Consider the following 17,564-nt stretch of genomic DNA (forward strand, 5'->3'; position numbering starts at 1 on the left):
CTTATTTTAATAGTTTTTTACGCTCCGAAAGGTTAGACTCTTGATTACAGTTTGAAAACTGACCGAGGGTTAACCCTCTCGATAATCTGGAGAAATTGTCTATCAACTCTCTTAATCTCATCCTTCATAGATATCGGAGAAATATTCATGGTATCCGCACCAGAAAGACCCTTAACAGAGCAAAATCCCCTTTCTCAAGACGAACTCTATAAAACCCATGCCTATTGGCGCGCTTGTAACTATTTAGCTGTAGGTATGATTTATCTGCGCGATAATCCCCTGCTCAAAGAACATCTTAAACCCGAACACGTTAAGTATCGCTTACTTGGTCACTGGGGAGCGAGTCCGGCCTTAAGTTTTACCTACGTTCACCTCAACCGTTTAATCAAAAAATACGACCTCGATATGATTTTTATGGCAGGTCCCGGCCATGGGGCGCCGGGGGTACTCGGTCCGGTTTATCTAGAAGGAACCTATTCGGAAATTTACCCCGATAAAAGTGAAGACGAGGAAGGATTACAAAAATTCTTTAAACAATTTTCTTTTCCCGGTCACATCGGTAGTCACGTCACCCCCGAAACCCCCGGTTCTATCCATGAGGGCGGTGAACTGGGTTATAGTGTTTCCCATGCCTACGGTTCTGTTTTTGACAATCCCGACCTAATTACGGCCGTGGTGGTGGGTGATGGGGAAGCAGAAACCGGCCCCCTTGCCACCGCATGGCACTCGAATAAATTCCTTAACCCGATTCGCGATGGTGCGGTACTGCCAATTTTAAACTTAAACGGTTATAAAATCGCTAATCCCACCATTCTCTCCCGTATTTCGACCCACGAGTTAGAAAGTCTCTTTGTTGGTTACGGTTACACTCCCTACATCGTCGAATGTAAGGAGGATGAAGACCTCATGCACTGCCATCAAAAAATGGCCGCTACCCTAGAACACTGTATCAATCAGATTCGCTCCTATCAACAGGAAGCTCGCAGCACGGGAGTGGCTAAACGTTACCCCTGGCCGATGATTATCCTGCGGTCCCCCAAGGGTTGGACGGGTCCGAAAAACGTTGATGGTCATAAAGTAGAAGGATTCTGGCGCGCTCACCAAGTCCCCATGGGTGCCATGCACGAAAACCCCGACCACTTGAGAAAATTAGAGGAGTGGATGAAAAGCTATAACCCGGAGGAATTATTTGACTATGCCACGGGTCAATTTAAGCCGGAATTTAAAGAACTCGCTCCTATTGGTCATCGTCGCATGAGTGCTAATCCGCACGCTAATGGCGGATTGCTGCGTAAAGACCTAAAAATGCCCGATTTTCGTCAATATGCCGTAGATGTCACCCACCCGGGCCAAGTGGAAGCGGAAAACACGGGAGTGATGGGGGTATTTTTGCGGGATGTAATGCGAAATAATATGACTAATTTTCGCGTTTTTGGTCCCGATGAAACTGCTTCTAATCGTTTAGCGGCTCTCTATGAAGTGACTAAAAAAGCTTGGTTAGCTGATACCTATCCGGAGGATTTAGATGGTAGCCAATTATCTGCCGATGGTCGGGTGATGGAGATGCTGAGTGAACATACTTTAGTCGGTTGGTTAGAGGGTTATTTATTATCCGGTCGTCACGGTTTATTTCACTCCTACGAGGCTTTTGCCCACGTTATCGATTCCATGTTCAACCAACACGCTAAATGGCTCGATATCTGCAAAAATCATGTACCTTGGCGTGCTTCTGTTTCCTCTTGGAATCTGTTATTATCCTCGGTGGTTTGGCGGCAGGATCACAATGGTTTTAGTCACCAAGACCCCGGTTTTATCGATTTAGTAACCAATAAAAGTGCCGACGTGGTGCGGGTTTATCTTCCCCCCGATGGTAACTGTTTATTAAGTGTGGCTAATCACTGTCTCAAGAGCAAGGATTACACTAATATTATCGTTGCTGATAAACAGAAACACCTGCAATACTTGACCATTGAAGAAGCAATTAAACACTGCACCAAAGGTATCGGTATTTGGGATTGGGCAAGTAACGATGATGATGGAGTAAATCCCGATGAACCGGATGTAATTATGGCTTGCTGTGGGGATATTATTACTAAAGAATCCCTAGCGGCAACGGCAATTCTGCGGGAGGAATTCCCTTACTTAAAAGTTCGCTTTATCAACGTGGTTGATCTGTTTAAATTACAGTCGGAAAGTGAACACCCTCACGGTTTATCAGAACGGGATTTTGATAGTTTATTTACCACTGATAAGCCAATTATCTTTAATTTCCACGGTTATCCTTGGCTGATTCATAAACTTACCTACCGTCGCAGTAATCAAGAACGTATTCATGTGCGCGGTTACAAAGAAGAAGGGAATATTAATACTCCCCTAGAATTAGCGATTCGTAACCAAGTTGATCGTTTTCATCTAGTAATTGATGTGATTGATCGCGTGCCAAAATTAGGTTCTGCTGCCGGTCATGTGAAAGAACGAATGAAAAATGCCATTATCGATAATCTCGATTATGCTTTTACCAATGGCATCGATAAGGACGAGATTACTAACTGGAAATGGCCCTATTAATTAGGCTAGAAAGTGGTTTAGGTGATGATAATTTATTAGTTTATCGATAAATTTCATCTTCCTATTCCACCTAAATAAAATATTATTTGAGTTTAATTATGGTGCAATTAATAGAGTTTGTATATAGCGGTTTTCACAGAAGTGAGTCCCGATTGAAACACTGAAATGCCTATCTATCAAGGGATTTACCATAGCAATTCAGTTTGAGATGTCAATACGGAGAATGAGTAAGTCTAACTCATACCAATTCTCCAAAATCTGACTAAAAAAATTTTCATCCCCCCAGCATCTCCATCCCTGTTAAAAAAAGGGAAAAAGGGGGACTTAAATTCGATGATTTGATCTGTAATTTCTCTGGGCAAAAATTGCTATTAACTACCCGGAGGGGGAATTACAGGAATTTCGATACCGTCCGGCGCTAAGGGGGGAGGTGTGGGGGTTAGTTCTGGCTGATAAACAGGTTCAGGCGTACTAACTAAGGGGAGATTGTCCACCACGGGAAGACGGGGAGTAATGGGTTGCGAAAACATTGCTTGAATTGCCGCTTTTCTGGTTTCTGGAGGTTCCAAAGCTTGCTGCCAGAGACTTTCATAAAAGAAGAAAATCACCCCTAAACCCCGTTGACGAGCAGCCAATACCTTTTCTTCAATCAAGGGTAGGGCAATCGGTCGATTGCGTAAACCGGTTAAAACCCCCACACCGGTGGGGATAGTTTGCTGGGTTTCTTGAATTTCGGGACGCTCTAATTGTTTGAGAAAACTGGGCAGATCGGGACGATAAACCTGTACGATTAACTCATCGACTAATCCTTGCCGCACCCAACCGAGCCAATCCTGTAAATGACCATTATAGGCGAATTCGTAGGGATTAGGGGCGATCGAAAGCAGTATATTCGGTTTAATTGCCTGAATTGATTCTTTGAGATTAGCCAGAAAAGCGGTGATTTTATCGGCCCGCCATTTTGTCCATTCGGGATCCCGGGGGTTAGCCGGAGGTGTTTTTTCGGTTTCCTGTTGATAAAGAGCGATAGTATAGGGATCATAGCCGAATTCATTCGGTAAACTCAGATGATCGTCGAATTGGATGCCGTTAATATCGTATTGTCCCACCACTTCCAAGACTAACTCCCGCAGAAAATTCTGCACCTCGGGACGGAAAGGATTCAACCACACCACCTCACCGGCTGCCCCCACCCAAGTGGTCCCCCCGTCGCGTTTTTGGGTTAACCAGTTCTGATGTTTTAAGGCTAATTCTGAGGTGGGAGGGGCCATAAATCCGAATTCAAACCAAGGAATGACCAATAATCCCCTGCCACGGGTTTGTTCCACCAATTCTGCCAAGATATCTTGTCCCTGCGCTCCCGTAGGCACAAAAGGCTGTATTCCTTCCCGTTTCGCGATCGCGCTAGGATAGAGAGCATAACCGGAATTCCAGACCACGGGATAGATAGCATTAAAATTAAGATTAACTAATTGCTCGATCGCCTGTTGTCGTTTATCCCTGTCCATCAGCATCGCAGTATCGTTGGTGGTAATCCAAACACCGCGAATATCAGGATCTCGACTTTGAGAGAAAGCGGTAGAAAAATAGCCTAAGAATACGACTATCAGAAAAGATGCTAAGAATAGTAGTATAGGGAACTTTTTAAGAATTTGCCGCCAAACGCTAGTCGGAATTAGAAAAGTCATTTCTTTAGGGTGAGAATTAACGGTTTTAACTGGTTATAATAACAGCTTTGCTCAACTCTTTGAGGCTAGATTGACCCGAAATATATATTTACCTATTTCTTCACTCGCGACAATTGGCCTTGAGGATAGAAATAATCAAGACGAATATCGAATTGATCTATGGCCACTAATAACCGATTGGAAGGACGAAAAAGAAATAAGTTGGCCTGGGGAATTTCTAGAACTTCTTTTAACTTATCGGTATCGGGGTTAGTGGTAGTCAGGAAGTATTGTACATCAGCATTAAGACGATAATTAAGGGAAAGCAAATCACCTAAGTTAGTCCAGTCATTACCTTCGTCGCTGATAATAATGGCATTGGGTACAGCATTAATTTTTCTGGCAACTTCGCCATTCCAATAACTAGGAACTTTTGCCCAACTGGTTTCGGAAAGAGCATTATTAAAGTTCGATACTATACTAGCAGTTAACAAAAAAGTCAAGATAATTTTACCTGAAAATTTACCTTGATTAAGCAATTGTGACAAGAAAAAAGCTACAGTTATATAGATAGTGGGAAAGGAGGCAATTAGATAACGGGTGACAGTTGATCTAGTGGTGGTCAAAATTAGATCGGGAATGACTAAAGCTAGGAAAGGTACTAGGGTTGAGGTAATCAGAAAAGTAAAAACTATCGGGTTATTGTAGCGATAAACTCGCTCAAAAGCATAGATAATTAAGATTAAAAAAATCATTCTATATATATAGGTGAAGATGTTATTAAAACCAAAATCGCTATCGCTAAATAGAGAAGTAAAAGTTAAGAGCCATAATTTACCGAACAATCCCCAATCGAGATAGTTAACGGCAGCCCAACTGGTGGAGTTAAATGCCCTTTGAGAGTTAGTTAAAAAAACCTGTAACCAGGGTATATATAAAATCATCATCGTTAACCCAGATAACAGGAAAAATATCAAGTTATTTTTTCGCTCTGGTTTCATAACAAGATACCAAATTATCAAGGCTGCTTGAGCAAATAAGTTGAGAATAAAAAAGAGATGGGTGTAGAGTCCGAGAGTATTAGATAAGGTGTATAAAGACCAATTAACAAGAGTTCTTTTTTTGAGGCATTTTAACAGCATTAATTGACTGATTATCGTTAACAAAACTAAAAGACTATACTGGCGAGACATTTGAGCAAATATTATATCAACTGGAGAGAGTGCCAAGAAAATTACTGCTAAAATTGCCGTTAACTTTGATGTAAATAATTCTAGGGATAGATAGTAAATAAATGGCAGAGAGAGAAGACTAAAAACAATCGCTAAACTGCGGGAAGAAACGGGAGAAAAACCGAATATTTTTTCCCAATAGCGAGAGATCATAAAGTATAAAGGTGGGTGTTGAGGGTCTTCTTTAGCGAGAGATTGAATCGTATCAAAAACATTGCTTTCGGGTTTCAGTTGTTGAAATTTTCCTAATTCTGTGGTAGATAAAAGACGGTTTTGAAAGATAGTATCAGCGATTTCCTTTGCTTGATAACCAGTGGTTCTAATGGTGGTGTAGGATTCATCATGCCAATAGATTTTTTTATCGATATTTGCCCAACGAAAAACGACACCGAGAGTTAGGATAATTACCAAAAGTATTAAGAGCCAATTGGTCTTTGTATAATTAATATTTGCTTTCATTTTAATAATTAGAGCGACTTTGTTTAAGATTGAGAAACTTGGTAAATTCTGGTTGAAAAAGTAGCTTAATTGTGCCAGTGGGACCGTTACGGTGTTTAGTAATAATTACTTCGGCCACACCTCGATCGGGACTATCGGGGTTATAATATTCATCTCGGTATAACATCATAATTAAATCCGCATCCTGTTCGATCGATCCCGACTCGCGTAAATCGGACATCATCGGTCTTTTATTATTGCGAGATTCCACAGCACGACTTAACTGAGAAAGAGCAATTACTGGAGCATGAATTTCTCTGGCTAAACCCTTAAGACTGCGGGTAATTTTAGAAATTTCCTGAACGCGATTATCACCTCCCCCTTCCATTAATTGCAGATAATCGATTAAAACTAATCCCATTTGTCCTTTTTTTTCTGCCTGTAAACGCCGCACTTGGGAACGCATTTGAATCACACTTAAATTGGCACTGTCATCGATATATATGGGCAAATTTAATAACTTTTCTAGTCCCCCAAGAACCTTCTCTAAATCATTTTGTCCCAAACGGCCCGATCGAATCCGATTACTTTCGATTTTAGCCTCATTCGATAACAAACGTTGGGCTAATTGTTCCTTAGACATCTCCAAACTAAAGACAGCCACAGGTAAATTCTGTTGAGCGATATTATAAGCAATATTAAGAGCAAAAGAAGTTTTTCCCATGGAAGGCCTCCCCGCGATAATAATTAAATCCGAGGGTTGTAAACCACTGGTCATCGCATCGAGATCATAAAATTGAGTTTCGATACCGGGTAGAGTGGTGGTCTCCTGCATCTTCTCAATTTCGTTAAAAGTTTCAATTAAAGTATCCCCCAGAAAAATTAAACCCTCCTGGGGTCGTTTTTGGGTGAGACGAAAAATCTTTTGTTCCGATTCATCGAAAACATTTTCTAATTCTAGCGTCGTATCCCTGGCTAACTCAATAATTTCTCCCCCCGTGGAAATTAACTGACGACGCATATATTTATCCATCACTAATTCAGCATAGCGATCGATGTTGGCAGCCGAGACAGTGCGCTCAATTAATTGTAACAATCGCGGCATTCCCCCGATTTCTTCCAGCAGATGATTATCCTGTAACCAACTGCTAACCGTCATTAAATCCGTCGGTTTTCCCTTCCCTTGTAAAGCAAGCGCCGCACGATAAATATCTTGATGGGTTTTTACATAGAAAGCTTCTGGAATTAAAAAATCACTGATTCTACCTAACGCTTTTGGATCTAGTAAAATACCACCTAAGATAGATTCTTCCGCTTCAATATTTTGGGGGGGGAGGGATTGATCGCTAATCATTGTCAATGCTGACTGTGCTTTATCATTAATTATAGTCATTCACCCTAATTAAATACAAATGTTCAGGTTAATGATAGGATTCAGTATTCAGGAGTTAGGAGATTGTTTTTATTTATTCTCCCCACATCCCCACATCCCCACACCCCACACCCCACACCCCACACCCCTTTTAAACAGGATTTAGTATGACTTTAATTGACTCCTCGGCGCTCTCCCCGGCCGTCTATTTTATTGGTGCGGGCCCCGGAGATCCGGAATTATTGACGGTAAAAGCCTATAAAATTCTCCAAAAAGCCGATGTTATCGTCTTTGCTGATTCCCTCGTCCCCAAACAGATTCTTGAGGACACTCCTAAAGATGCCGAGTTAATTCCCACCAGTAGCATCACCCTAGAAGAAATTATCCCTTTAATGATCGATCGCGTGCGTCGGGGTTTAGCGGTGGTGCGACTGCAATCGGGGGATTTAAGTCTCTATAGTGCCATCCAAGAACAAATTGAGCTTTTGACAGCAGCAGATATACCCTTTCAGCTAATCCCCGGAATTAGTGCCTTTCAAGGATTAGCGGCTAAATTGGCCCTAGAATTAACGATTCCGGAATTAGTCCAGACAATTATTCTAACCCGGGTGGAAGGAAAAGCCTCTCCCATGCCAGAAAGTGAAGAATTAGCCTCTTTAGCCGCTCATAAAGCCAGTTTATGCCTATATTTAGCCGCCCGTCATGTTGACAAAGCCCAGGAAAAACTCCTAAGATACTATCCGGCAGAGCAACGGGTGGCCGTTTGTTTCCGTCTCGGTTGGCCCGACGAAAAAATCTGGGTTGTCCCCCTGTCAGAGATGGCCCAACTAACCCATCGGGAAAATTTAACTAGAACTACCCTTTATCTAATTAGTCCCGCTTTAAACCAGATTACAGGAACTCGATCGCAACTTTATCACCCGCAACATTCCCATCTTTTCCGTCCTCATCCTTAGGTATTTTCTGGGAAGTCTATCGAAAGAAACACTGGGTTTCTACCTAAAGATAGATTTAAAGAGCGGCGATTTTGTTTAAAATCGCAGTGGGAGGTAGGGCAATTTTAAAAACGTTTAAAATTCCTCTAACAATCCATGCACAGCTGCCCGATTTGTTCGGGAATTACCCTTCGTCACCTTGTAGCTAGTCGTGCCTACTGGTATTGTCCTCACTGTCGTCAGGAGGTTCCTAACTTCCTTGATTGCTCCATTCCGGCTCTCTTGGGTTTGGTGGGTAAAATGTATTCTAAGATACATTCTTCCTAGCGAGGGGGTGGAACGAACCACAAAGACACAAAGGACACAAAGACTGATCAATCCTATGTAAGTTAAACTTATCACACAGAACCTAGAAGAGCCCCATTCCTCGCAGGGTAGATCGAGTTAGAGCGGAAAAAACAGTCTAGATTTTTAAGTTGGTAGATGGCAATAATATCTGTGGGATGGGTTAATTTTTAACCCACCCCACTTTACCTGTCTAGGGTTCTCTGAATAAATCTAAAAACCTTGTTGGATAATATCTTTAGACTTTTTTGAAATCAAAAAGTACCTGCGATGGGAGTGATCGGGGGGAAAATTCCGGGACTTTTTCCCTGAAAATTAGGTAATTGACCCCCTCAAAATCGGTAAAACCCTACACCCTACACCCTACACCCTACACCCCACACCCTACACCCTACCCCCACGAGAAACTTTTTGCCGCAAACCCTGTCTAGACATCCCGAGGATTGAGATGACTCATTTCCCAAGTCACATAGGTACCGATCGGACTCCAAATCAGGTAGGGTAGGAGTAGGATGCCCGCCCAAGAAGAAACAGGGAAAACCAAGAGCGCCAGAAGACAACCCAAGAAAAAACCCGTACCTCCGATAATCGTTCCCGCTTTGAGACTGCGTAGTTTACAGGTGACGGGAGTATAGGCACTAATAGTCAATTCCACCAACAGATAAAAAGCCATCAAAAACCAGCGATTAGCCGGTTGAGCTTCCCAGACTAAATAAGCAGAAATTGCGCCACAAATATAGATAATTGTCCAGATAAGAGGGATTAATCTTTCAAAGCTTAACCAATCGGGACGACGCAAACGCGCAAACCAACGCACATCGCGAGAATTGAGTAATCCCCCAGCTAAAGCTACCAAAAATCCCACGACACCGATAAGCAACCAAGAGGGAATCATGATTTTAAGCTATCCTCCGCTAATTTTGGCTTTGTAACCCGATTCAATGAGAATTTGTAGAATCTTTTGGCGATGATCTCCTTGGATCTCAATGGCATTTTCTTTAACTGTACCACCCGTCCCGCAAGCAGTTTTTAACTGTTTTAATAATTTCGTCAGAGTTTCGGTTTGGCATTGAAAACCTGTAACCATGGTAACGGTTTTTCCCGCACGACCAGAGCGGGAGGTTTGTACTCGCAAATTCTGCTGATTTGGGGGTAATTCAGGGATGGAACGCTCAAAAGCTTGAGAATTGCTTTGATCTCCAAATTCCTGATAGGCAATCCGGTTTTTTTCCTTAGATTTACTCATATAGCAATTATCATACTGGGTTTGGGGGTTTTTCAGTGACCAGTAAACAGTAAACAGTAATCAGTGAACTGAAAACTGGCATCTGATAACTGATAACTGATAACTGATAACTGATTCAAAGCTGACTGCTGATAGCTCTTAATTGGTTGGACTGGCAGCGCATTTGATTAAGTTCAGCTGCCGACATTCGATCGAGATGACCTAAAATCATATTAACTCGACCTTGGGATTTTAATTTTTCTCGATGTCGTGCCAAAAAATCCCAGTAAAGAAAATTAAAAGGACAGGCAAACTCCCCGACTCGTTCATTTTTTTTATACAGACAACCCCGACAATAATCACTCATTTTATCAATATAGTTGGCCGAGGAAGCGTAGGGTTTAGAAGCGAGAATTCCCCCATCGGCAAATTGTCCCATTCCCAGTACATTAGTCTGCATTACCCAATCGTAGGCATCGATAAAAACACTATGAAACCAGTTTTCAATCTCTTGGGGAGAGCAACCAAAAATTAAGGCAAAATTGCTCAAAATCATTAATCTTTGAATATGATGGGCATAACCGGTATTTTCCACCTGTGATAATACTTGTTTGAGGCAATTCATCTCGGTTTGGTTACTATCCCAAAAGAAAGCCGGTAAGGGTTGTTGATGCTCAAACCAATTATGATTAGCGTAATCTTCTCCCAAATAATGATAAATCCCCTGCATATATTCCCGCCATCCCAACACCTGACGGATAAATCCTTCGATGCTATTTAGGGCTAAATTATCTTTTTTATAGGCAATTTCTGCCCCTTGAATCACTTCCAACGGCGTTAGTAATCCTAGATTAAGATAGGGAGATAATAGGGAATGCCAGAGGGTTTCTTCTCCCGTTACCATCGCATCTTGGTATGGTCCAAAGTTGGGCAGACAATTAGTAATAAAATGCTCCAAAACCTGTAAAGCTTGTCTGCGGTTTACTGCCCAGGGAAAAGGTTTGATTTTTCCATATTTAGGAATATCTAAAGCTTCCACATCAGCGATAACCTGAAGGGTAATTTCATCGGGTTCAAACCAAAGAGGATCAGTTGTTTTTAATCCATCCTTGGGCGGTTTGCGGTTTTGTTTATCAAAGTTCCATTGTCCTCCTATGGGTTGATTATCCTCGATTAAAATCTGCCATTTTTTGCGACTTTCTCGATAGAAATCCTCTAGTAATAGTCTTTTACGAGATTTAGCCCAATTATTAAAATCTGTCCTAGTCCAGAGAAAGTGATTATTATCAATTAGGGTTATAGCACAGTCTAAATTGAGATTTTTGATTAATCTAAGAAAAGGTAAATCATTAGGCATCATGATCTGTAATTCTTTAATGCCTAATCGTTTAATCCAAGCAGATAAAATCGGCTCAAAATCTTCAGTAACTTCGTAGGTTACAGACCATCCTAAAGTTTTTAATTCTTCGGCAAAATGACGCATCGCCGACCAGATTAAAACTAATTTTTGCTGATGATAGGGTCTTTGTCGAATATGATTGTGGGATTCAATTAAAATAACTGGTGTTTCCTGTGAATAGGCTTGACAATTAGCTAAGGCCGCTTGTCCTGTCCATAATTGATCCCCTAAAATCCAAATACCAATGGTCATAATTATCTCATGGCCTCTACTATTCCGCCGTATTTTTTAGCCATAATATCCGCCATTTCCCGAGCAGAAAATTTACTGGCTTTGTCGATGCTGGGGGTAAATGTACCCGTAGGGGTTAAATAATGGGTAAATACCCCGACTTTTTTGCTAATAATCCACATATTTCTTGAAGTCAAAAATCAAAAAGGGGATGGGAAGTGGGGTGTGGGGTGTGGGGTGTGGGGAGTTTTCTCAGTGAACTGATAACTGATAACTGATAACTGATAACTGATTAGGTTTTTGTCCTAAGACTTTGGGCGCTTAGATAAAGTTGCGTCCATTCTTTGACCACTTGCGTGCGTTTACAGTTTAATTCGCCAGCGATTTCCTCAAGGGTTTTACCCGCTTTTAAGCCATCGATAACGCTTTTACCCGTGGGAGACAGGCCAGCATAGTAACTTTGCCATTGACTGAGAGTTAAGCCAAAATTATGCTCTTTCGGGCTGATTTCTAACCATTCAGCGATTAATTCTGTCCCTTCCTTGAGGGCAAAAACCTTAATCGCATGATAGCCAACTTTTTCCCGGAGACGATAAATCCGTTGGACGGGAATATTCATCGCCAAGGCGATCTCATCTTGGCTTTCGCCTCCTAGATAGAGATTAAACCAAGTCACCGCCTCCGGACTAACATTTTCCTCTAGATACTTGGCAAAACTCTCTTGAACTTTTGCCCGTTGAATTTGCGCTTCTTGACAAGTGCGTTGATCTTCGTAGGTAGCGATCGCATTTTGATCCAGTAAACTTAAGCTAGTTTCCCCCTCATCGCCACTAATTTCATCGGAGAGAATCCGGATCATTTCTTCCTGAGGCACATTAGTAATACCGCTTCTCGATTGACGACGGAGATAATTAACAAAACGATAGGCTAACAGGGGTTGATTGCGGATCGGACGCAGAGCGTATTCCTCTAGGGTGGCTAACAGCAGCTGATCACGAGTAGCTTGATCGTTGGTACAACGAGCGATCCATGCTAACTGGGATTGCAGATAGCGATCGCTATTTAACATTTCTTGAATAATTTCTTGCAAGACATCGGCCACCGCTTGCCGACGATCGCGACTTAAGGAAACCCAAGTGCGAATTTTTTGCCGGAGAGTGACACAAGCACCGAGACGATCAATCAGGTTACGATAGGCGCGGGTGGGATTAACTTTCAGATAGCGTTGCCGTAAAATTTGCCAAAGATAGACTAATCCCCGTTTAGCGATTTCTAAATCTCTCTCGTCTAAATTTTCCCAACGTTGGCTATCTTCACCGAGTAACCAATTGATAATGGTATCCCGTTGGCGATCGGTTAAGGAATCCTCTGTTTGAGAGAGGCGATCTTGCCATTGTTGCCTTAACTCGTCGATTATTGTCGTCATCGAAAAATTGAGTTCCAAACCCCGTCTTTTTAGGACGGCTTTAGTTTGAATATTAGCGCATTTACACGATATATGCTAAAACCTGAGCCATGGAGAAAGCCGATCGCTGCTAATTTTATCCAACACCCGACTAGAACGAACTAATCAATTAAGTCTTTGGCCAGATCAGGATTTAGTCGATTTATGCCCCCCGATCAAACCATACCAAGTAACGAAGAGCCACCCTAAAGCAAGCCCTGCAAACCTCGAACTCGGCAATCTAACATCCGAAATGGGATTTCCTCCTTTGGCAACGTTTGGAACTGGATGTGAAGAATAGAATCCTCGGATTAGAGTACAATCATCGCATCGGCTCAAATCGGATCGAGGGAAAGTTCCGATGGTTTGAGTTTCGCCATCATGACAGTCTCTTTCAGCAGCCAACTGGCGAAGTTGCCTGAGAAATGTTCGGCGAGGAATCGGCAAGTGTTATATAAGAAGCGAATTATAGTCATTTCAGATAAGTCTGATACACTCTAGACCAGTTAAACCCTTATGAACTCTGGCATTAATATTCTCAATCTTAATTGAAATGACTATAGAACACAATCTTCGGTGTAAGGACTTGATCGCTTAGGGGGTGATGGAATATTATAAGGATAGGTTTTTTCAGTGAGCCATTCATGCGGATGCGGAGGTTAAGTCCTTAAGTTTGATTACGGTTCGACCGAACGCTCAGTAACGTTCTTCTCGGCGATTTGTGACAAAGGGTATTGTGAACAGTTTCTTGGGTAACTAAGCCATGAAAGCCTTGTCCAGACTCCATTTGAAAAGCTATAGATCACAAGAAACCCAAGAAAGCTAAATTGATTCGCATCTGGCTTAAATATGAAAAAAACACTAAGATTACTGACTATTTTATTCATCTTCATACTGTCGCTAGTTATAACTGCGTACCCTGCTTTTGGACAACTAAAGGAAGGTAATTTAATTTGGACGACGAAAAAAGAAGACATATTTTATATTTTAAGAAGTAATAACACTGAACCATCTATATTTCTTGATATTCCAAAAACATTTAATATTGAGGAGAAATATGAGACAGGAATCAATCTGGTTAGTAGTGGGAAATCTATTTTTTGGCTGGATTATGATTATGAGTTTAAAGAAGGTAATGACAATAACATTTCCATGTATGTTTATAAGATGGACATTGATAGTTCTAAACCATCTGTTGTTGTTGATCTTTCTCAAAAAGCCGGGTCTCAAATAGTACGATGGCTTCCTAGTTCTTTAACGACAGACGGGAAGTTTCTTTTTTGGTTAGGACAAAATTTAGAGGGAAAGCCTTTTATTTATAGATCAGATATCAACGGGGATAATTTTTCCATGCTTTTTGAATTTCCCTATGAATCTACAACATTTAAACCTCAGATAAAACATTTAACAACAGATGGAAAATTTATTTATACACATATTGACGGCAATCTTCGTAATCAATCTGGCGGCTTCGGGAAGCCAACCGAACTTCTATTAAAAATAGAAATAAGCAATCCCGTTTTATTAGCCATTGATGCACTGTCGATTTTACGAAACTGGACAGGTGAAGGAGTTTTGTCCATTAATAATTATGAGGATACTTTATTAACAGATGGTAAGTTTTTATACTTTACTATTGGTTTACTTAATCCTAATTATGGCGACGGAATTGTTCGTTCTGATTTTGATGGACAAAATCCATCAATGATTGCTGAGCCTAAATATGGGACTGGTGTAACCAGTATGACTAATAATAAGAATTCACTTTTTTGGGTATTGCGATATTCTAAATTTTTCCAAATTAATCAATCAGCTTTTGATGGCTCATCAAAGTCTGTTTTAATTGAGGTTCCTGTTGAGGATAGTCTCTCTCATCATAGAAGTTATAACATACCATCAAGTATTGCTTTTGTATCGAATAATTATCTAAGCTCACAACTAATAATGGGAGTCGTCATTTTCTTGATAAGTTTGGCAATAATCTTAGGTTTATTATGGATTTTCTCAAAAAACCTATCAAACTCTGACATAAAACAGGAGGCTGAATCAGAAGCTTAAAGCAATCTAATTCGTTATCTGTTAACAATTTTTTTTCTAATTGAATAATCCAGAATCATTTGTAAAAGAGACTATGAAAGACGTATTTATTTGTCATACCAGTGAAGACAAACTCCTGATTGTGGAACCTTTAGTTTCAGGCTTAGAAAAAGCTGACATTACTTTTTGGTATGATCGGGCTGAAATTAAATGGGGAGATAGTATTACAGCCAAAGTAAATGAGGGTTTAAGAATCTCTCGTTTTGTGATCGTTGTCTTGAGCGAAGCTTTTCTAAACAAAAATTTTCCTAAGCGAGAGCTTTTTGCCGTCCTCAATCAGGAAATTTATTCCGACCAAACTAAGGTACTTCCCTTATTTTCAGATAATAAACAAAAACAAAAGGTATTAGAAAGTTTACCGTTACTCAATGATAAACTATACCAAACTTGGAACGGCAATGCAGATACAATTATTGAAGCTGTTTTACCTCACTTGTCAGAAAAAACAACGCTTAAATTTAAAGATCAAAAAAGCGTAAATGATTTTTTAAACAGAGATAAGTTGATTTCTGATAAAGGGGTTAGCTATAGCAAACTTCGCCAACTCCTAGAAGCACAAAGTTGGCTAGAAGCTGATCAGGAAACGATCAGGCTTCTTTATAAAGCTACCGATAAACCAGAATTTACATCAACCTCTCATTTTTCTGTTGTAAAAATTCCCAATGAGGCCTTATCATCAACTGAACTTAAAAGAATATCTGATAATGACTTAATTATTCTTGATAATCTTTGGAAAAAGTATAGCCACAACAAATTTGGTTTGTCCACTCAAGCTCGTATCTATGAACAAGAAGGGGAAGATTACTATGCTTTTGCGAATCGTGTCGGATGGCGAAAAAATGGACGGTGGTTAGGTTACAATGATCTGACTTGGCATTTGGACGCTCCAATCGGTCATTTACCTTGGCTACAGGGGAAAAAAGCATATCCCACAGAAAAGCAAATGAGAGACTTCCATTTTAGTGCTTGGACATTGAATTTAGGTGACAAACATTTTGCCGAAGATACTTTTATTTCAGTTCTCCAGCAAAAAGTAATCAGTATTCCTTTATTACAATTTTAAATTATGTCTCAAAAAATACCTAATTACCTTCGAGCGATCGCCAAATCTCTTGCTTCCGTAGTAGGCCCATTTGGAGTTCCTGTTGAGTTTGTCTTGAGTCTTTATGATGATCAAATAGAGAACTCCCGTGAGGCCAAACTAGATGCAATGATTGCCGAAGGTCAAAGCCTTACTCGTAAGTCTCTTGATGCTATCTTTGAGACAAAAACTGAAATAAAAGAATTACGAGAACAATTTATTTTAGGAATACAATTTTGTTTTACTATTCTTATGCAAAATCAAGAATTATTGCAAAATTCTGAAAATTTTGAAGATAAGTTTTCACTTTTACTTGATCGACAAAAGGAAAAACTTGAGGAAGCTGGTTTTTTGACCAAAGATGTTTTGGTAAAGGAATTGTCAGAACTTTACGGAGCAGATAGCGAACTATTTAAAGCAACTGTTGGGTCAGCAGGGTTTCCTTTAGCAACAATTCCTCAAAATCAAGCACCCAAAGTTATTGTCTTTCAATTTATTAATCGTTGTTATACTTTGAAACTTAACGATCAGTTTAAAATATTTAAAGCACTACATAAAGAAAATCCAAATAGTAAAGTTTTGCAATTGGTGAGTGCTTTGCTACAAGAAAAATCCTCAAACCAAATATAGCAGTTAAACATTTAATTTATGAATACTCCTTTTGAATCTTATTTAGGCTCTCTCAAAAATCAAATTATTAGAGATTTAATTTCTCTCTATGAATCTAACCCTTCTCTTTTTATTGCTATCATTTGGGAAGGGGGATTTTCTACAGCAAATTTGAGGAATGAACAAACTTTACGGATTATCATTCAAGACTTTATTTGTCAATGTAATTCTCTTAATATTCTGCAATTACGACAAGTATTCACCAAATTATGTGAAGAAAATCCAGGCTGTGAATCACTAAGAAAAGCGAGGAATTCACTTTATCAAAACTTTGATTACGTCAATAGCAACGAAGATTGCATCACTAAATACTTAGTAAAAGTCAAACCAAAACTTATCAGTCAAGGTTGCTCATCCATTTACAATGATATTATCTATGATGGCAAAGTTTTTAAACAAGTAGCTAAGGCAGCTAGTTTTAAAACATCAATTGGTGGTCTGCCAATGAGAGGAGAAGCTTTTTTTATCTTTTCCTATTTTTCTTCTGTTAATGATAACTCATTAAGAGAGTTTGCAACGAATTGTTTCAATTACGCCAAAAAAAACTCTAACTTTTCTAGTATTTTACAAACTGTTTTTAACTTGAAGATACCTACAAATATTTGTTTTTCTATCTCTATGACAAACTTCATAGATGAGAAAACAAAACAACAAATTACAGAGACAAATCCCTTTGAAGAAACGGTAGATCTTCTATGGTATATTGTACCAATTGTTTACACTCTTAATGAAAAGCAAGTTTATTTTTACGAAGAAGTGTTAGAGTCTAAACCTTGGGAGTTTTTCAGAGGTGAAATAGTATGGAAAGAACTCAGGAAAATTATCAAACAAACTTTAAGTGACTGAGATAAACAGTTAAAC

Annotated in this window: 16 protein-coding genes; 7 read left to right on the forward strand and 9 right to left on the reverse strand. The window is 40.0% G+C overall.

What is annotated here, in order from left to right; translation table 11 throughout:
• Positions 1-147: 147 nt before the first annotated feature.
• The gene (locus IM507_RS06395; protein ID WP_287636783.1) at positions 148-2,568 is read left to right on the forward strand and encodes a phosphoketolase family protein; all 2,421 of its coding nucleotides are present in this window, start codon (positions 148-150) and stop codon (positions 2,566-2,568) included.
• Between the two features lie 371 nt (positions 2,569-2,939).
• Here the strand turns inward: IM507_RS06395 and IM507_RS06400 are convergent, their stop codons facing one another.
• From IM507_RS06400 to dnaB, 3 genes are all read right to left on the reverse strand, one after another.
• Complete coding sequence (locus tag IM507_RS06400) at positions 2,940-4,256, reverse strand: family 10 glycosylhydrolase (protein WP_069474786.1); 1,317 nt, start codon at positions 4,254-4,256, stop codon at positions 2,940-2,942.
• A 92-nt stretch (positions 4,257-4,348) separates the two neighbouring features.
• A complete protein-coding gene (locus tag IM507_RS06405; RefSeq protein WP_069474785.1) occupies positions 4,349-5,926 on the reverse strand; it encodes a glycosyltransferase family 39 protein in 1,578 nt (525 codons plus the stop codon).
• Between the two features lies 1 nt (position 5,927).
• Complete coding sequence (dnaB, locus tag IM507_RS06410) at positions 5,928-7,259, reverse strand: replicative DNA helicase (RefSeq protein WP_069474784.1); 1,332 nt, start codon at positions 7,257-7,259, stop codon at positions 5,928-5,930.
• A gap of 185 nt (positions 7,260-7,444) precedes the next feature.
• Here dnaB and cobM point away from each other — a divergent pair, with 185 nt between their 5' ends.
• The gene (gene cobM, locus IM507_RS06415; RefSeq protein ID WP_002740171.1) at positions 7,445-8,233 is read left to right on the forward strand and encodes a precorrin-4 C(11)-methyltransferase; all 789 of its coding nucleotides are present in this window, start codon (positions 7,445-7,447) and stop codon (positions 8,231-8,233) included.
• A gap of 751 nt (positions 8,234-8,984) precedes the next feature.
• Here cobM and IM507_RS06420 read toward each other — a convergent pair.
• From IM507_RS06420 to IM507_RS06440, 5 genes are all read right to left on the reverse strand, one after another.
• Positions 8,985-9,452, reverse strand: coding sequence for a TspO/MBR family protein (locus tag IM507_RS06420; RefSeq protein WP_002739978.1), 468 nt, complete (start codon positions 9,450-9,452; stop codon positions 8,985-8,987).
• A 9-nt stretch (positions 9,453-9,461) separates the two neighbouring features.
• On the reverse strand, positions 9,462-9,803 hold the full coding sequence (locus tag IM507_RS06425) for a translation initiation factor (protein WP_002740237.1): 342 nt from the start codon (positions 9,801-9,803) through the stop codon (positions 9,462-9,464).
• Between the two features lie 115 nt (positions 9,804-9,918).
• Positions 9,919-11,433 carry a cryptochrome/photolyase family protein gene (locus IM507_RS06430; RefSeq protein ID WP_002739562.1) on the reverse strand — a complete coding sequence of 505 codons (1,515 nt, stop codon included), beginning with the start codon at positions 11,431-11,433 and terminating at the stop codon, positions 9,919-9,921.
• 2 nt (positions 11,434-11,435) lie between these two features.
• Positions 11,436-11,594, reverse strand: coding sequence for a hypothetical protein (locus tag IM507_RS06435; RefSeq protein WP_002739601.1), 159 nt, complete (start codon positions 11,592-11,594; stop codon positions 11,436-11,438).
• Positions 11,595-11,704: 110 nt separating this feature from the next.
• Positions 11,705-12,838 (reverse strand): HetZ-related protein 2, encoded by a 1,134-nt coding sequence (locus IM507_RS06440; protein ID WP_069474782.1) that lies wholly within the window; start codon positions 12,836-12,838, stop codon positions 11,705-11,707.
• Between the two features lie 82 nt (positions 12,839-12,920).
• Here IM507_RS06440 and IM507_RS06445 point away from each other — a divergent pair, with 82 nt between their 5' ends.
• Entirely contained in the window at positions 12,921-13,157 is a 237-nt protein-coding gene (locus IM507_RS06445; RefSeq protein ID WP_238560625.1) for a hypothetical protein, read from the forward strand.
• A gap of 34 nt (positions 13,158-13,191) precedes the next feature.
• On the opposite strand, the gene IM507_RS06450 is transcribed toward IM507_RS06445, so the two are convergent.
• Positions 13,192-13,332, reverse strand: coding sequence for a hypothetical protein (locus IM507_RS06450; RefSeq protein WP_002740097.1), 141 nt, complete (start codon positions 13,330-13,332; stop codon positions 13,192-13,194).
• Positions 13,333-13,705: 373 nt separating this feature from the next.
• Between IM507_RS06450 and IM507_RS06455 the strand changes: the two genes are divergently transcribed.
• The 4 genes from IM507_RS06455 (at position 13,706) to IM507_RS06470 (ending at position 17,549) form a co-directional block, all read left to right on the forward strand.
• Positions 13,706-14,914, forward strand: coding sequence for a hypothetical protein (locus IM507_RS06455; RefSeq protein ID WP_002739520.1), 1,209 nt, complete (start codon positions 13,706-13,708; stop codon positions 14,912-14,914).
• Between the two features lie 73 nt (positions 14,915-14,987).
• A complete protein-coding gene (locus tag IM507_RS06460; RefSeq protein ID WP_002739598.1) occupies positions 14,988-16,016 on the forward strand; it encodes a GUN4 domain-containing protein in 1,029 nt (342 codons plus the stop codon).
• 3 nt (positions 16,017-16,019) lie between these two features.
• The gene (locus IM507_RS06465) at positions 16,020-16,664 is read left to right on the forward strand and encodes a hypothetical protein (RefSeq protein ID WP_002739853.1); all 645 of its coding nucleotides are present in this window, start codon (positions 16,020-16,022) and stop codon (positions 16,662-16,664) included.
• 18 nt (positions 16,665-16,682) lie between these two features.
• The gene (locus IM507_RS06470; protein WP_002739646.1) at positions 16,683-17,549 is read left to right on the forward strand and encodes a hypothetical protein; all 867 of its coding nucleotides are present in this window, start codon (positions 16,683-16,685) and stop codon (positions 17,547-17,549) included.
• Positions 17,550-17,564 lie beyond the last annotated feature (15 nt).

The organism is Microcystis sp. M20BS1 (genome assembly GCF_020245305.1).
Taxonomy (GTDB): Bacteria; Cyanobacteriota; Cyanobacteriia; order Cyanobacteriales; family Microcystaceae; genus Microcystis; species Microcystis ichthyoblabe_A.

What these genes read in the sequence shown, in the direction of transcription:
- IM507_RS06440 (WP_069474782.1), bottom strand. Translation starts at nt 12,838, where the DNA reads ATGACGACAATAATCGACGAGTTAAGGCAACAATGGCAAGATCGCCTC.
- IM507_RS06455 (WP_002739520.1), top strand. Translation starts at nt 13,706, where the DNA reads ATGAAAAAAACACTAAGATTACTGACTATTTTATTCATCTTCATACTG.
- IM507_RS06450 (WP_002740097.1), bottom strand. Translation starts at nt 13,332, where the DNA reads ATGACTATAATTCGCTTCTTATATAACACTTGCCGATTCCTCGCCGAA.
- IM507_RS06435 (WP_002739601.1), bottom strand. Translation starts at nt 11,594, where the DNA reads ATGTGGATTATTAGCAAAAAAGTCGGGGTATTTACCCATTATTTAACC.
- IM507_RS06420 (WP_002739978.1), bottom strand. Translation starts at nt 9,452, where the DNA reads ATGATTCCCTCTTGGTTGCTTATCGGTGTCGTGGGATTTTTGGTAGCT.
- IM507_RS06470 (WP_002739646.1), top strand. Translation starts at nt 16,683, where the DNA reads ATGAATACTCCTTTTGAATCTTATTTAGGCTCTCTCAAAAATCAAATT.
- IM507_RS06400 (WP_069474786.1), bottom strand. Translation starts at nt 4,256, where the DNA reads ATGACTTTTCTAATTCCGACTAGCGTTTGGCGGCAAATTCTTAAAAAG.
- IM507_RS06395 (WP_287636783.1), top strand. Translation starts at nt 148, where the DNA reads ATGGTATCCGCACCAGAAAGACCCTTAACAGAGCAAAATCCCCTTTCT.
- IM507_RS06405 (WP_069474785.1), bottom strand. Translation starts at nt 5,926, where the DNA reads ATGAAAGCAAATATTAATTATACAAAGACCAATTGGCTCTTAATACTT.
- IM507_RS06460 (WP_002739598.1), top strand. Translation starts at nt 14,988, where the DNA reads ATGAAAGACGTATTTATTTGTCATACCAGTGAAGACAAACTCCTGATT.
- IM507_RS06425 (WP_002740237.1), bottom strand. Translation starts at nt 9,803, where the DNA reads ATGAGTAAATCTAAGGAAAAAAACCGGATTGCCTATCAGGAATTTGGA.
- cobM (WP_002740171.1), top strand. Translation starts at nt 7,445, where the DNA reads ATGACTTTAATTGACTCCTCGGCGCTCTCCCCGGCCGTCTATTTTATT.
- IM507_RS06465 (WP_002739853.1), top strand. Translation starts at nt 16,020, where the DNA reads ATGTCTCAAAAAATACCTAATTACCTTCGAGCGATCGCCAAATCTCTT.
- dnaB (WP_069474784.1), bottom strand. Translation starts at nt 7,259, where the DNA reads ATGATTAGCGATCAATCCCTCCCCCCCCAAAATATTGAAGCGGAAGAA.
- IM507_RS06430 (WP_002739562.1), bottom strand. Translation starts at nt 11,433, where the DNA reads ATGACCATTGGTATTTGGATTTTAGGGGATCAATTATGGACAGGACAA.